This window comes from Thermoanaerobacterium butyriciformans, assembly GCF_017874545.1.
Taxonomy (GTDB): Bacteria; Bacillota; Thermoanaerobacteria; order Thermoanaerobacterales; family Thermoanaerobacteraceae; genus Thermoanaerobacterium; species Thermoanaerobacterium butyriciformans.
On sequence record NZ_JAGGLT010000011.1, the window covers coordinates 72,689 to 88,143 of the forward strand.

Annotated in this window: 21 protein-coding genes; all 21 read right to left on the reverse strand. The window is 31.5% G+C overall.

Annotation, left to right across the window (positions count from 1 at the left end; translation table 11 throughout):
- Positions 1-10 precede the first annotated feature (10 nt).
- The gene (locus J2Z80_RS06115; RefSeq protein ID WP_209453606.1) at positions 11-874 is read right to left on the reverse strand and encodes an NAD(+)/NADH kinase; all 864 of its coding nucleotides are present in this window, start codon (positions 872-874) and stop codon (positions 11-13) included.
- A 64-nt stretch (positions 875-938) separates the two neighbouring features.
- Positions 939-1,748 (reverse strand): TlyA family RNA methyltransferase, encoded by an 810-nt coding sequence (locus tag J2Z80_RS06120; protein WP_209453607.1) that lies wholly within the window; start codon positions 1,746-1,748, stop codon positions 939-941.
- On the reverse strand, positions 1,745-3,601 hold the full coding sequence (gene dxs, locus J2Z80_RS06125; protein ID WP_209453608.1) for a 1-deoxy-D-xylulose-5-phosphate synthase: 1,857 nt from the start codon (positions 3,599-3,601) through the stop codon (positions 1,745-1,747). Before dxs ends, J2Z80_RS06120 begins: the two co-directional genes overlap by 4 nt.
- Positions 3,602-3,610: 9 nt before the next feature.
- Positions 3,611-4,195, reverse strand: coding sequence for a hypothetical protein (locus J2Z80_RS06130; RefSeq protein WP_209453609.1), 585 nt, complete (start codon positions 4,193-4,195; stop codon positions 3,611-3,613).
- 724 nt (positions 4,196-4,919) lie between these two features.
- Positions 4,920-5,801, reverse strand: a complete 882-nt coding sequence (locus J2Z80_RS06135; protein ID WP_209453610.1) for a polyprenyl synthetase family protein — start codon at positions 5,799-5,801, stop codon at positions 4,920-4,922.
- Entirely contained in the window at positions 5,794-6,024 is a 231-nt protein-coding gene (gene xseB / locus J2Z80_RS06140; protein WP_209453611.1) for an exodeoxyribonuclease VII small subunit, read from the reverse strand. Before xseB ends, J2Z80_RS06135 begins: the two co-directional genes overlap by 8 nt.
- Positions 6,014-7,225, reverse strand: coding sequence for an exodeoxyribonuclease VII large subunit (gene xseA, locus J2Z80_RS06145; protein WP_209453612.1), 1,212 nt, complete (start codon positions 7,223-7,225; stop codon positions 6,014-6,016). The genes xseB and xseA overlap by 11 nt, the downstream gene beginning before the upstream one ends.
- Positions 7,188-8,039: a bifunctional 5,10-methylenetetrahydrofolate dehydrogenase/5,10-methenyltetrahydrofolate cyclohydrolase gene (locus J2Z80_RS06150; RefSeq protein ID WP_209453631.1), complete on the reverse strand. Its 852-nt coding sequence runs from the start codon at positions 8,037-8,039 to the stop codon at positions 7,188-7,190. The genes xseA and J2Z80_RS06150 overlap by 38 nt, the downstream gene beginning before the upstream one ends.
- A complete protein-coding gene (nusB, locus tag J2Z80_RS06155) occupies positions 8,029-8,451 on the reverse strand; it encodes a transcription antitermination factor NusB (RefSeq protein ID WP_209453613.1) in 423 nt (140 codons plus the stop codon). The genes J2Z80_RS06150 and nusB overlap by 11 nt, the downstream gene beginning before the upstream one ends.
- Before the next feature lie 5 nt (positions 8,452-8,456).
- Complete coding sequence (locus J2Z80_RS06160) at positions 8,457-8,693, reverse strand: DUF2273 domain-containing protein (protein WP_209453614.1); 237 nt, start codon at positions 8,691-8,693, stop codon at positions 8,457-8,459.
- A gap of 2 nt (positions 8,694-8,695) precedes the next feature.
- On the reverse strand, positions 8,696-9,232 hold the full coding sequence (gene amaP / locus J2Z80_RS06165) for an alkaline shock response membrane anchor protein AmaP (RefSeq protein ID WP_209453615.1): 537 nt from the start codon (positions 9,230-9,232) through the stop codon (positions 8,696-8,698).
- Between the two features lie 51 nt (positions 9,233-9,283).
- A complete protein-coding gene (locus tag J2Z80_RS06170; RefSeq protein WP_013297786.1) occupies positions 9,284-9,679 on the reverse strand; it encodes an Asp23/Gls24 family envelope stress response protein in 396 nt (131 codons plus the stop codon).
- A 58-nt stretch (positions 9,680-9,737) separates the two neighbouring features.
- Positions 9,738-10,298, reverse strand: coding sequence for a SpoIIIAH-like family protein (locus J2Z80_RS06175; RefSeq protein WP_209453616.1), 561 nt, complete (start codon positions 10,296-10,298; stop codon positions 9,738-9,740).
- A 19-nt stretch (positions 10,299-10,317) separates the two neighbouring features.
- Complete coding sequence (gene spoIIIAG, locus J2Z80_RS06180) at positions 10,318-10,893, reverse strand: stage III sporulation protein AG (protein WP_209453617.1); 576 nt, start codon at positions 10,891-10,893, stop codon at positions 10,318-10,320.
- Between the two features lie 20 nt (positions 10,894-10,913).
- Entirely contained in the window at positions 10,914-11,489 is a 576-nt protein-coding gene (gene spoIIIAF, locus J2Z80_RS06185; protein WP_245301184.1) for a stage III sporulation protein AF, read from the reverse strand.
- A 28-nt stretch (positions 11,490-11,517) separates the two neighbouring features.
- The gene (spoIIIAE, locus tag J2Z80_RS06190) at positions 11,518-12,678 is read right to left on the reverse strand and encodes a stage III sporulation protein AE (RefSeq protein ID WP_209453619.1); all 1,161 of its coding nucleotides are present in this window, start codon (positions 12,676-12,678) and stop codon (positions 11,518-11,520) included.
- Positions 12,679-12,688: 10 nt separating this feature from the next.
- Positions 12,689-13,075 carry a stage III sporulation protein AD gene (gene spoIIIAD, locus J2Z80_RS06195; protein WP_209453620.1) on the reverse strand — a complete coding sequence of 129 codons (387 nt, stop codon included), beginning with the start codon at positions 13,073-13,075 and terminating at the stop codon, positions 12,689-12,691.
- A 32-nt stretch (positions 13,076-13,107) separates the two neighbouring features.
- Positions 13,108-13,305: a stage III sporulation protein AC gene (spoIIIAC, locus tag J2Z80_RS06200; RefSeq protein ID WP_094398066.1), complete on the reverse strand. Its 198-nt coding sequence runs from the start codon at positions 13,303-13,305 to the stop codon at positions 13,108-13,110.
- Between the two features lie 13 nt (positions 13,306-13,318).
- Positions 13,319-13,834 carry a stage III sporulation protein SpoIIIAB gene (gene spoIIIAB / locus J2Z80_RS06205; RefSeq protein ID WP_209453621.1) on the reverse strand — a complete coding sequence of 172 codons (516 nt, stop codon included), beginning with the start codon at positions 13,832-13,834 and terminating at the stop codon, positions 13,319-13,321.
- Positions 13,831-14,826 (reverse strand): stage III sporulation protein AA, encoded by a 996-nt coding sequence (gene spoIIIAA / locus J2Z80_RS06210; RefSeq protein ID WP_209453622.1) that lies wholly within the window; start codon positions 14,824-14,826, stop codon positions 13,831-13,833. Before spoIIIAA ends, spoIIIAB begins: the two co-directional genes overlap by 4 nt.
- 108 nt (positions 14,827-14,934) lie before the next feature.
- A complete protein-coding gene (locus J2Z80_RS06215) occupies positions 14,935-15,333 on the reverse strand; it encodes a CD1247 N-terminal domain-containing protein (protein ID WP_209453623.1) in 399 nt (132 codons plus the stop codon).
- Positions 15,334-15,455 lie beyond the last annotated feature (122 nt).

The window sequence follows — 15,455 nt, forward strand, 5'->3', positions numbered from 1 at the left end:
ACACTCCTTGTCATGTGTTAATATTTCTCTCTGATAACTTGCTACGCAATAAATCGAAAAAATTTGTATTTTTAAGTCGTATTAAATTAGTATATTTATTACTCTTTCTTATATAAATATTATCACCACTGTCTAGTTTATAACCTTGCTGTCCATCGGTTGTTATCATTACATCTTGATTCTCTCCCACTATTACAAGCTTTATTCTATCTTTTTCTGATACAATTATTGAGCGCGAATGCAATGTATGAGGACATATTGGCGTTATGACAAACAATTCTAGGTTTGGATACACAATAGGCCCTCCTGCAGATAAAGAATACGCAGTCGAACCTGTTGGGCTGGATATAATAATTCCGTCAGCCAAATAAGTATTTACATATTGTTCATTTACAAATACTTTTAATTTTACCATCCTCGAAAAAGAACCCCTAGTTACAACAATATCATTTAAAGCAATAAAATTAACTACCTCCATATTATCTTTAACAACACTTGCTTCCAACATCATCCTTTTATCAATTGAAAATTCCCCTTTGATTATCTTTTCCACCGCTTCATATATATTTTCATTGTCAACCTCTGCTAAAAATCCCAGATGCCCTAAATTAACGCCGAGAATTGGAGTCGAAAATGATGCACATTGTCTGGCAACGTTTAAAATCGTACCATCGCCACCCAAAGCTACAATGAAATCACTGATTTCAAAAATTTCTGAAGTACTTTTGCCATATTCATCATAACCAATTTTCGATGCAATAACTTCATTTAAAACAGGATTATTACCATGTTCAATAATCCAACTGACAAGATTTTGGGTCATCCTTAAGTTTTTGTCTTTGTGTACATTAGGTATAACACAAATATTTTTCATTCCATCACCACATATTTAAAAACTTAAATTCATAATTCTACAAAACTTTTAAATATCCTTCTTTTTATAACTTTTTATTTTTATTAAGTATATCATGCGACATTTCTACTAATTTTTCAACATCAATTTCAATGAAATTAGTATCATTATTTTTTGCATAAATTAAATACTCAATATTTCCCTCTGGGCCTTTTATAGGAGAAAAAGTAATTCCATGTATACCAAATGATAGTCTTTCTAATACATCTATAACTTTTTTTATAACTTCTATATGGACGCTTTTGTCCTTAACAACACCATTTTTACCAACTTTTTCTCTCCCTGCTTCAAATTGCGGTTTAATGAGGGATATCAATTCGCCACCGTCTTTTAAAAATTTCTTAATTGATGGTATTACAATTGCAAGTGATATAAAAGACACATCTATAGTCACTATATCGACAACATCAGGTAAATCATCAAGATAACGTATATTAGTTCTTTCCATGTTTACAACACGTTTATCGTTTCTTAAGTTCCAGTCTAGCTGACCATATCCAACATCAATAGCATATACCTTTTTAGCTCCATTTTTTAATAAACAATCTGTAAACCCCCCAGTAGATGCTCCAACATCCATTGCGATTTTATCTTTTACATCAATTTTAAAATATTTTATCGCTTTCTCAAGTTTTAAGCCTCCACGACTTACAAAAGGGTTTATCTTTCCTCGTACTTCCAGTTTCGAATTAACACTAATCATATCTCCAGCCTTATCTACCCTTTTGCCATCTGCAAATATTTCTCCTGCCATAATTGAAGCTTTAGCCTTTTCGCGAGATGTAAAAAAGCCTTTATTTACTAATAATATATCTGCTCTTTCTTTTCCCTTCATGATATCACCAATTCAATAATTTTTTCTGCCAGAGAATCACTATCTAATCTATACTTTTTAAATAAGCTATCCACATCGCCATGCTCAATAAATTTATCTGGGAAACCAAATCTATAGAACTTTTTATAAATCTTGTTATCGCTTAGAAGCTCTAATATAGCACTACCTACACCGCCTACCATTACATTATCTTCAACAGTAAATATATAATCAACTTTTTTTGAAATCTCCAATATCGTCTCAACATCAAGGGGCTTTGCAAATCTTAGATTTACTAAATATGGATTTACAGAATTTTTTTGAAGTTTATCTATGGCATTTATTGCAACGTTAACCATCCTACCAAGTGCAAAAATAGCCACATTACTACCTTCCTGTATAACTTCAGCCTTGCCTAATTTAAAGCTCACTTTTCTTTTTGCATCATAATCACCTGCATTTCCTTTTGGATACCTTATTGCGCAAGGTCCCTGCATCATACTTGATAACTTAATCATTTCAACAAATTCATTGGCATCTTTAGGAGCCATAATAGTCATGTTCGGTATCATCCTTAGAAATGAAACATCAAACACACCTTGATGTGTTTCACCATCTTCTCCAACAAGACCTGCTCTATCTATCGCCAAAACTACAGGCAAATTTTGTATACATATATCATGTATTACTTGGTCAAACGCTCTTTGCAAAAACGTTGAATATACAGCAAAATATGGCTTATAGCCATTGATGGCCATACCTGCTGCGAATGTGGCTGCATGTTGCTCTGCAATTCCTACATCATAAAATCTGTTGGGGAATTTTTTAGCAAAATAGCTTAATCCCGTACCGTCAGGCATTGCAGCAGTTATCGCTACAATCTTATCATTTTTCGTAGCCAAATCTGTTAAAGTTTTACCAAATACATCAGAATATGTATCATAATTTTTCTTCTTAAACTCACCTGTAATAATATTAAATGGAGCTGCTGAATGAAATTTATCAGGATTCTCTTCAGCAAATACATAGCCTTTGCCTTTTTTTGTTATTACATGTATAAATATCGGCCCTTCCATTTTTTTCGCCCTTTTTAATACATCAATTAGAGAATCGATATCATGGCCATCAATAGGTCCTAAATATGTAAATCCCATCTCTTCAAAAAACATACCGGGAACAAACAATTGTTTTATAGAATCTTTAATCTTCTCTATAGATTTGTGAATGCTTTTACCTATCGGTGGTACCAAATTTAATATATTTTCTAAATCCCGTTTTAACTTAAAATAATTGGGATCCGTTCTCAATTTACTTAAATACAGCGAAAGACTTCCAACATTTTTTGATATTGACATTTCATTGTGATTCAATATCACAATTAGGTTAGTTTTCGACCTACCAGCATCATTTAAAGCCTCAAAAGCCATGCCACCAGTAAGTGCGCCATCTCCGATAACAGATATTACAGAATATTTTTCGTTATTTAGATCCCTTGATTTTGCTATTCCTAAAGCAGCAGATATAGATGTGCTGCTGTGACCTGTCTCAAATATATCATGTACACTTTCGTTTCTTTTTGGAAATCCTGATAATCCTCCAAATTTTCTTAACCTATCAAATAAATTACGCCTTCCAGTTAAAATCTTATGTACATAGCTTTGGTGACCAACATCCCAAATAATTTTATCTGTAGGTGAATCAAATACATAATGAAGTGCAATTGTTAACTCAACAACCCCAAGATTTGATGCAAGATGTCCACCTGTCTTTGATATTTGTTCTATTAAAAAACTACGTATCTCTTTTGATAAATCTTCTAGCTCAGCTAAACTGAATTTTTTTATGTCATTTGGTGTATTAATTCTTTCGAGCATCTCGCCCACTCACTTTCTAGTTTTATTTCTTTTAGAATTAGAAGAAAAAAAATCTATACCTGTATATTTTTCAATCCAGGCTAGAAATATACCAACAGCAAATATGATAGACTGGCTCTCATGCATACCAAAATTTTTCCCTAAAGCTTTACCACCAATTGTTACAGCAGATAATATCCCTCCAAATATAGTTGCGTATATAGTGCTCTTCGAACCAGACAAGGATAATTTTGCGATGATACTGGTTAAAGCAGCACCAGACACAATTCCGCATATATCGCCGATTATATCATTGCAAAAATTTGAGACAATATCTGCATTTCGTATTAATTTGATAGATTGTTTAGCACCAAAAACTTTATTTGACGCCATCGAATGAAAGGGCTCTTCAAATCCAGTTGCAACAGCAATACCTATAATATCAAATAAAATTCCTGTAAATACTATAACTAATAATACAAAAAAAGCAATTATTATATTGCTTTTTTTCAATAATATATCTGAAGAAAAATTCATAATAACTGCCAATACAAAGCTAAAAATAAAAGCATTTATAGTCCACTTATAATTTATATTAAGTTTTTTTGAGCGCATTAAAAAAATCCTCCCTATGTATTGAAGTGGTAGCATATTGAGTAAATTTTGTGGCTTAGGTCCAGCAGGATTTCCCATTCAGGCACCAACTGTCGCCAATTGGCGGTTTCCCTTTAAGCCTGAATCTACCTTGTCGCCAATGGTAGAACTGGATTACCACTTAGTCCACACTGTAATCCTCAATATGCCTCCTTCGAGCAGCCTAGGAGCTTTCCTCGACGGTTTGTTAATTCCTATCCTCTTTTGCAATTAAGGTTTCATCAGCAATAGCTTTAACTTACGAGCTCATTAAGTTAAAGTTCAGTCTGATAACCACCTTAATCACTCAAGGCAGGCTACACTACCCACAGCTTTATTACCGCATGGTAGGTTCACCCTACACCGTAGCATAATGCCACGTGAATAGGTCTCCACGAAAAGGGGGTCAATGCCCACATGCCATTGCAGGTTGCCCCTCTTTTCTTAACTCCCAGCACTAGCCCTCGATTGGGCATCAAAAGCCAGCACCAGGAACTTCATCGATATGCCTTTAACGGATTTTTAGGCCCGTCTTCAGAATTAACAATACCGACTAGGATACTGCACCACTTCATGTCGATATTGATTATAACATTTTTATTCAACACTATCAAATCTTCTATTGTTCAGCTTAGGCTTTTAATGGCTGGTTATGATTACTAAAAATATACTACATATGTTGATTAAATTAATGCTACATTATACTCTATCTATCTCTATCTGCCATATATTTAGTAAGGTCTTTTAAAAATTCGCCCTTCTCTCCAAAATCATCTAATATTCTAATCGCACCTTCAGTCAATTCTTTTACTAAATTCATTGAATGTTCAAGTCCAAATACACTTACAAACGTTGACTTGCCGTTTTCTAAATCACTTTTTACATTTTTCCCGAGTTTTGATTCATTGCCTAAAACATCTAAAATATCATCTTTTATCTGAAATGCCAAACCTATATATTCAGCATAATCACCTAACTTTTTAATTGTCTCATCATCAGCTCCACCCATTATTGCACCAGCAACAACAGAAGCCTTTATCAGCGCACCTGTTTTATGATCATGCATAAATTTTAATTCTTCTTCAGTTATGTCTTTGTTCTCAGACAATAAATCAACAACTTGCCCACCTATCATACCATGGCATCCTGCGGCATGTGCAATCTCCTCCGTTGCTCTTAATATATTTTGACAATTTGTTGAATCTAATGCATGATGTATTAATACCTCGAATCCATAATTTAATAAAGCATCTCCTGCAAGAATTGCAAGTGCTTCACCATAAACCTTGTGATTGGTAGGTTTTCCACGCCTTAAATCATCATTATCCATAGCTGGCAAATCATCATGTATTAATGAATATGTATGTATAAATTCTATGGCACAAGCAACCGGCAGTGCATCATCTCTATCTCCACCAACAAGTTCGCAGGATGATATACATAATACTGGTCGAAGCCTTTTTCCACCAGCAAAAACACTGTACCTCATTGCATCATACAAAATTTCTGGTCTATCATCTATATCTAATAGCTTATTTAATCCATTATTAATATATTCAATCTTTTCCATTAGAATGTCATCAAACATCTTTGTCCTCCTCTAAGTTAAAAGGTATTTCTTCATCGTTATTGATAAGCATGGTAATTTTACCTTCAATATCATTTAATACATCATTTAATTTTTGGGATAATAAAAGACCTTCTTTAAATAGCTTAAAAGATTCTTCTAATGGCAAATTCCCCTTTTCTAGCTTCTTAACTATCTCCTCCAACTTGTCCATGTTTTTCTCAAAATCCATATTATCGCTCATATATTCTCACCTCATCAACAGTACATTTAGCTTCACCATCTTCAAACAACACGTATATTTTATCATTGACAAAAAGACTTTCAACCTTTGTAATTGGCCTTACATTATCTTTGTCCATTGTCAAAGTATAACCACGCTTTAAAACATTTAAAGGACTTAAAGTATTTAATTTGTCAATCAGACTTATATATTTAAACTTTTTATTGTTTATAGTGCTGTAAATACTGTCTTCCATAATCCTATTTAAACTATTTAACCGTATCTTTAACTGCTGATTTTTTACAATTGGATTTTTACTTATAATTAGTTTTTTTAAACTATTTAGATGATGCCTTTTATCTATAATTATAGACATTGCATAGCGATATAAACTCTTTCTATAATTTTCTATTTTTTCATTGTAAAAATTAATATCAGTTACAGCTAATTCGGCTGCAGCAGATGGTGTCGGTGCTCTCAAATCAGCGACAAAATCAGCAATCGTAAAATCAGTCTCATGTCCGACAGCAGATATTATAGGTATTCTAGAATTATAAATAGCTCTTGCCACTCTTTCTTCATTAAATGGATAAAAATCTTCAAATGAACCTCCACCTCTTCCTAATATAATTAAGTCAACATCATTTCTTCTATTTACTTTCTTTATTGCTTCTTCAATCTCCAATGAAGCTGAACTGCCCTGAACCAAGATTGGAACCACCAATATATCTATAGATGGTTTCCTTCGTCTTAAAATATTTATTATGTCATGGATTGCTGCACCTGTTGGCGACGTTATTACACCAATTTTATTCGGATTTTTAGGAATTGGTTTCTTTTTATCAGAATCGAATAATCCTTCGTTTCTAAGCTTCTGTTTTAATTTTTCAAAGGATAAAAAAAGCGCGCCTGCTCCTTCAACATCAATTTTAGAAACAAGCAATTCAAAAGCGCCGCTTTTTTCATAAACAGATATTCTGCCTGTCGCAACAACAGACATGCCATTTTTTACATCGACTTTTAAATCATTGATGTATTCCTCAAACATAACGCATTTCAAAGATGAATATTCATCCACCAATGTAAAATACAGTGCTTGTCCTCTAAAATGCAAATTCGATATTTCGCCTTTTATCATTACATGTTTTAATATTATATCACTACCAACTATACTTTTTAAATAGTCATTGACTTGTTTTACTGTAAGTGTTTTTAATAGCATTTTTATATGCCTCCAACGTATTTAGTAAAACCATAGAAGTTGTAACAGGGCCAACGCCACCTGGAACAGGTGTTATGTACAAGCAGCGATTTTCTGCACTTTGAAAATCACAATCTCCATATATCTTACCGTTGCACTCATTTATTCCAGCATCGATTAAAATAGCTCCTTCTTTTATCATATCACCATTAATAAGATTTTTCTTTCCTGCTGCTAATATAAGCACATCTGCCATCTTAGTGTATCTTTCTAATTCTACAGTTTTAGAATGGCACTGAGTTACTGTCATATCAAGATCTAGCATAAGTTTAGCAACTGGTTTTCCTAGTATATTACTTCTACCTACGATAACAGCGTGTTTCCCAGTAAAGTTTACATCTAGTTGATTTAAAATTTCTAATATTGCACGTGGTGTACAAGGCAAATAAAGAGGATTGCCAGCAAATAGCCGTCCCATGTTATAAGTAGATATACAATCGACATCTTTAAGAGGATTAATAAGATCATAAGTTTTTTGTGCATTAAATGATTTTGGAAGAGGCATTTCTACAATTATTCCATGTATATTATCATCGACATTTAATTCCTCCAACTTCTTTATAAATTTCTCTTCTTCACTTTCATTAAAAAAATATGTTGAAGCATCAATACCTACACTTGCACAAGCTTTAACTTTGGCATTTGCATATATTTTAGATGCACTATCATTTCCAGCAATGAGAATTGCAAGCTTTGGCTTATAATTATTGTCTTGAATTTCTGCTTTTATATTTTCCCTTATTCTTTTTGCAATTACTTTACCATCAATTATCATAATTATCACCATCATTATTAAAATCTTTTACTAAATTTCCTAGAATCCCATTTATAAAAGACGGCGATTTCTCAGTGCTGTACTTTTTTGCTATCTCAACTGCTTCATTAATAGAAACACTATTAGGTATGTCATCACAATATAATATTTCATAGAAACTGCATCTCATTATTGCCAAATCAATTTTTGCAATTCTATTAATATCCCAATTTTTAAGATACTTCTTTATCCTATCGTCAATATTATTTACATTCTCAACTATCCCATAAAACGTTTTTTCTATATAATCTTTTTCTTCTTCAGGATCATTATTCTCAAAAAATTTATTTAAAATATCAGAAGGTTCAGACTTTGATACATCAAATTGATATAATAGCTTTACTAACCACTCTCTTGCTTGAGTTCTATTCAAATCTTTCAACTCCTCTTATTTAATTTTCCAATAAATCTAAATATAAAATCACTAAAATCATTTAAAGTTCCAGAATCAAATTTATATCCAATATAATAACCTAAAAAAATACATAAACAAATAAACAAAGTTTTTATAAAACCTAAAAAGATAATAAATAAAGATATAATTAGTCCAAGTAAAATCCCTACTATTTTTCCAAAATGTCTACGAATTAATACCAGCAATTCTTCTCTGTTCATAATTATTCTACCCTCATTTTTAAAGTTGAACTCAAATTCACTACATTTATTTTTACGCTATCGATATAAACAGCTGTCGTATTCTCTATATAGCTTTTTACATCTTTTTGAAGTTTTTCAGCAACCTCTGGTATATTAACGTCTGGTGAAACAGTTACATCAATAGAAATTGATATTTTCTCATTAACTTTTGAAACATAGATCTTTTGTGTATTTATTCCATCATGGGTTCTTGCTTTTTTCTCTACAAGATTAGCAATAGTATTAAATGAAATAGAAATATTTCCATAATTGCTAGTTAAAACAATCAAAGCTACAGAATCAGATTTCTCATTTAATTCAGAGATAATAAAAATTATGCAAGCAATTATTAAAAGTATACCCGATACACTGTAAACATAGTTTTGACCTTGTAGTTGAAATATCTTTATAAACTTATACGGATCAATCAAATTAAACCCCAAACCAATTAATAAAATGGATAGTGCCATTATGATAATTATAAATATCATTAATAACATTTTATCAACTAATTTCATTTTTGTTCCTCCATACTAAAATTAACCCTCTAGGATAAGAGGGTTTAAATACTATTTATTTTCTTTAGGGGGTTCTTTAGATTTTTGTTCTTTTTCCATGTTAACGCCTTGAACATGTATATTTACTTCAACCGCTTTAAGACCAGTCATTGTTTCTATAGCCTTTTTTACATTTTCTTGGACATTCCATGCAATTTCAGGTATTCTTACCCCATAATCAACCACAATATACAAATCAACTGCAGCTTCCTTCTCGCCAACCTGAACTTTGACACCTTTTGATAAATTTTTACGTCCAAGCATTTCAGTAATGCCATTTACAACACCACCACTCATCCCTGCAACACCTGGAACTTCTGTTGCCGCTAATCCGGCTATTACCGCAACCACATCATCAGATATTTTGATCGTACCAAATTCAAGCTCTTGACTTATATTTTCCTCCATAATAACACTTCCTTTCAATAAATATTATAACAGACAACCATTTATTTTACAAATATAACTAATTCATTCTATTCATAATTTTTATGTTATCAAGAGGAAAACCAGTTTGTTGCGAAACTACATCTTGAATTTTTGCAACTTCATCCTCAGATAATTTATCTGCTTGTACTATAACATTCGCTGTATTATTGTCTATTAATACTATAGCGTCTTGAAATCCCTTTGCTTTAATTAAATTTTCTAATATCAATTCTTTTTGATTTGTTTCAGTTAACTTGATGATCTGTTTCTGTGCTTCATCTCTAGTCTCCTGGCTAGTATTTTTATTATTTACTATTTCTTGCAATGCTTCCAAGCTACGGCTCCTATTGACATCTCTATCTTGCCTATATGATGAAAATAATCCACTTGATAATACTGTCGTAGCTTCTGACTGGTTATTTGAGGATGTGGAACTTGAAGCCTGGCTTTTATCTATTAATTGCGTATTTAAATCATTGCTTTTACTTGAAGCATTTTTATTTATTCCATTTTGATAGCTATAATTAATGACAAAAGCTATCGCTATAAGCAAGACCAAAGATGCAATTGCTATAGATTTTTTCTTTAAATACATCATAGTATAACCTCCTAAAATTTTATTTTGAAGATACTACTTTAACCTTATATGCCGGAATTCCCAATGCCGTCTCCACAGATGTCATAAGTTCATATTGAACATTGGGATCTTTCGCACCATCTGCTACAACAACAACACCTCTTATCTCTGGCATCACCTTTTTTAAAATCATCGGTTGATTTTCTCCACTTGTAGTTTGTGATGTTACAATTTTGTTATTTGTTTCGCTCTGAATGGTCGTTCTTGTTCCACCGTTGCTGTCTTTTTCATTTGTAGTAGTTTCCGACTGAACTGTATCCATAGCCGCTACTACTTCTTCGTCAGAATCTAGCGTCACTAAAACATCTACATTCCCTGCTCCATGAATTTTTGACAAAATATTCTTTAATTCTAATTCCAGTTGACTTGCATAATCATCATTTGCAACTTGTTTTACAACCATTTGTTTATCTGAATCTTTATTTGTAGGTTTGGGCTTAAAAAATATGCTGGCCCCTATTAAAATAATCAAACCAATAATGAAAATTACTGTTAAATCTTGGATAGTCTTATTATCCGCCTTCAAAATTTTTTGCTTTAGTTTATTCAAATCCACATTTATCCCCCTTTCATTTTTTATCTTTCCTCTATAGTTATATTCTTTAATGGTACATTATAGAATTTACTTATATCATTTTTAATGTCATCCAATATCTGTTCTTTTTCATCAAATTTACTTGTATCTATTATAATTTTTCCGTCATTTTTATCATTAACCATTTTGTATTTAACGTTTGAAAGTACTACATGTACATTTTTTATCACACCAAAATTTTTATCGTTTAAATCTTCATTTATTGATGATTCTACTTCCACATCAGAGGCGTCTATTACATCTAATATTTTTTCTTTTATCTGTTCATTCAATCTTTTTTTGTATTCAGCGACTATAAGCTTATTTCTCTCTACTTCAGCTTGTTTAGTCATGGAATTAATATCTATGTTGTTGTAATTATACTCCTTTTCCAATGTACTATTTATATCAACTCCATTCCTCAAAAAACCTAAAATGGGATTGATAATAGCAATCATGATTGTCAATCCTATTACAACTTTCACGTATTTTTTCATATTCGAAGATGGAATCAAAAGTTCGAATACAATAGCTAAGATTGAAATATATGCTATTTGAAGTATCCAATTTTTTACCATTTCCACATCATGCATCCCCTTTTAGCCTTTATCTCATCATTATGCTAATACTAGATGCATTTATTACAGCAGTTATCGATAAAAACATCATTACAGTTACAGATACCAATGCTGCAAATACATATGCGATAGATGTAGTAAGATCAGATATAAAATCAACTATTTTTTTGTCAGCTATTGGCTCTATTACGGCTGCAGAAAATTTATATATTAACATCACTGAAAATATCTTAATAATCGGGATAATAGCTATTAAAATTATAGAAACAAGTCCAAAAGTGCTTATCGCCCCCTTTATTAAAAGCGATGCACTCATAATAGTATCGATGCTATCTGATAATATGCTGCCAACAACAGGCAAGAATGCCCCTACTGCATACTTTGTCGTCCTCGATATTGCACCATCTGCTATAGATGATGTGATCCCTTGAATCGTTATAACACCTATAAAAATACTAAGTAAAATTGAAATAGCTGCGGTACAAATAGTTTTAAAAAAATCTGCGAGCTTATCTAAAGTAAACTTATCGGAAATACGACTTATCACTTTCACTACTGTCATAAAGAGTATTGCAGGAAGAATAAAGTCCTTGATTTCTTTAGCTGTAAATTCCACTACCATTATTAACGCAGGTTGAAAAAAAGATGCCGATGCAAAAGCTCCAACGGAAGCCAACATTGTAATCAAAATTGGCAAAATCGCCTGCATAAAATTTACCATACTATCTATTGCATCTCTTCCAATGTTTAAAACGTTTGTGAAACTTTTTATTGCTACTATAACTAAAACTGCATATACAGCTATATGTGCAATTTGACTTATGCCATCATTTCCAAAAGAATTTTCTAAATTTGTCAATACCGCGCTAATTATTGCTAACAATATAAGCTGAATAAAAATATCTAATGATGATTTAACTTCATTAAAAAGAATTTTTAATATATTGCTGATAATGTCTTTTATATTAAATGTTTCTTTTCCATTCAAAACATTTCTAATATATGTTTTAACATCTGTTATTGGAAATATATTTCCATTTTCCTCGTTTATTTCTTTGATCAATGAATCGATTTGACTAGTATCAGCATTTTGTATTTGGCTATACAAATCATCATTCGTATCAGCATATGTTTTAATTGGAAATATAATTATTATTGAAATTAACATTAAAAATAAAATTTTTCTCACGTTTTTCACCTCACGGCATTATAGAGACTATCGTATCAACAAGTGCTATTATTATAGGAAGTGATAAAAAGACAATTATTATTTTTGCTGCTAACTCTATCTTAGTTGCTATATTTTTTTCATTAGCATCATTTGAAAGCTGAACTCCAAATTCCGCAATATAGGCAATACCAATTATTTTAAAAATTGTTTTAACATATATATTGTTAATTCCGCTTTTATCAGCAATAGTATTTAAAACTGTTATTATATTGCTAATTTTAGGAATTACCATAAAAAATATAAGTATGCTGGCAATTAAACTTATTATCACTGCAAGGTCTTTGTTAGTTTCTCTCAGTATTGAGAGAATAATAATACATATAATACCAATCGCTACAATTTGAACAATTTCCATAGAAACAATTCCCTTCGTATATTTTCTCCTTTTTAATACAGTTGAAAGATACTCTTGACTGCTGTAAATAAATTGTTTATCATTGTTATCACCATCATCAATACCACTACTACACCTGCCAGTGTAACCATCATCGCTTGCTCTTCTCTTCCTGATCTAATCAATATTTGATTAAGTACAGTTACTAAAATTCCGATTGCAGCTATCTTAAAAATTACATCTATGCTCAAAATCATTACCTCCTCATAAAAATATGATAATTACTGCTATGCCTACCAATACGCCAAGATTTTTATATAGTTTTTCATTTTTTTTACTCAATTCTTCCGCATCACTAAGTTGCTTTTTAAGCAATTCAGATGTAAACTTAAAATTCTTTTCCTGATTATATATATCAGAATTTCCAAGTCCTTTTCCAAACGATTTTAATATTCTTATATCATCTTGATTTAAGTTAAGGTCTCCCACCTTATCAAGTGCAATTTCCCATGCTTCACTAGCCGTATATCCCTCGTTAGAATTTAAAATTTGAGACGCTATTAAAAAAAGCTTCCCAATACCTGATTCAGATGTTTCTGATAATTTGGCAAATGCTTCTGATAAAGTTATTTGGTTATATGTAATTTCAGTAATCAAAATGTTAAGGCTTGATAAAATAGCTCTTATTGTCCGCCTTCTCAACGTATATTTAAGCGATTTTAAATACCCTATCAAAGTTGATGAAATTAGAACCATTATCATTCCTATAATTTTTATCATAATAAACTACATTCCTTTCTATATGGTCCTTTAAAAATAGCCTTAAATTCTTTATCAAGAATGGCATCAATTGTACCGGCCCCTAATTTTCTGCTAAGAATTACGTACCTGTCAAACTCTCTGTTGTTTAGCATATCACATATGTATTTTTTTCTCATTATATCTTCTACATTGTTGCCGTGTACCGTAGTAATTATATTTACTCCTGCATTTAATGCTTCATGTATAGCTAAAATATCTTCTATTTTCCCTATCTCATCGGTTATTATAACTTTTGGAGACATAGACCTTATCATCATTAAAATCCCAATATGTTTTGGACATGAATCCAACACATCGGTACGGTATCCTACATCATTCTGTGGATTGCCTTTAAAACATGCGGCAATTTCTGATCTCTCATCAATTATTGATACATTTTCTCCATTAAAATCCGCCATCCCATTACTAATATTGCGAGCTATATCTCTAAGCAATGTTGTTTTCCCACATTGTGGAGGCGAAATTATCAACGTATTGTACACAATATTGGGATATTTTATAATATACTTCATAATTTCATCAGATGCCCCTATACATTGGCGCACTATTCTATAATTAAAGCCTGAAATATTTATAATCGTTTTTATTGATCCATTTTCAAGAACGCATTTTCCACAAATTCCAACTCTATATCCGCCCTTTAATGTTATGTATCCATTTTTAATCTCATTTTCGAAAGCATATATCGAAGATTTTGATATAAGTTGCAATGCTTTTTCACAGTCTTCATTTGTTACTATGTACGCTAATTTTGGTGAGTTAACAATCTTTCCATCAATCGATAGAAATTTTTCTTGATTATCTACATGAATCATCAATGGTTTATCTATTCTGAGCCTTATTTCCTCTAAACTTTCTTTCAAATTATCATCAAGTTTGTTGATTATATTTCTAACAGTAAATGGCAATGAATACAGTAATTCATCATAATTTTTGCTTTTGTTTATCATTACATGTCCTCCTCTCTATAAAAATTATATTTACGACTGTATATATTTATGAATAAAAAAATACTCACTAAAATAATTTAGTGAGTATTTTTTACATTGGTCTATGGTCTATTCTTTATCATCATCTTCATAAATAACTACATCTTTCACATTGATCGTTTCATTACAATGAGGACATACTATTTCTGCATCTTCATCGTCAAGAATTTCGTCTTCTACGCTCATAAGCATATGACATTTGGGACATTCAACTTCAACATAATCATATTCGTCGTCAGACTCATCATCGTAAATTTCATCTTCTACTTCTGACAAATCTTCGTCGATGGCGCCTACATAATCATCAAGTTCTGATTGTGAGGTTTCCAAGTCATTTATAGCATCCGCAAAGTCTTCCAGCGCATCGATTATGGCAATCAACACTCTGCCCTCTTTAGTCTTTTCGTCAATCTCCAAGCCATCCACGAGACCTCGTAAATACGATATGCGCTCGTATAAATACTCCATCTTACATACCTCCTCCTTTAACTATTAGAGTATTCTCGGCAACTTCTGTTGCCTGATATAACTGAATTTCAGGAGATATATTTTTAAATTTATCCCCCAAAATTTCATTCTGAAATCATTTT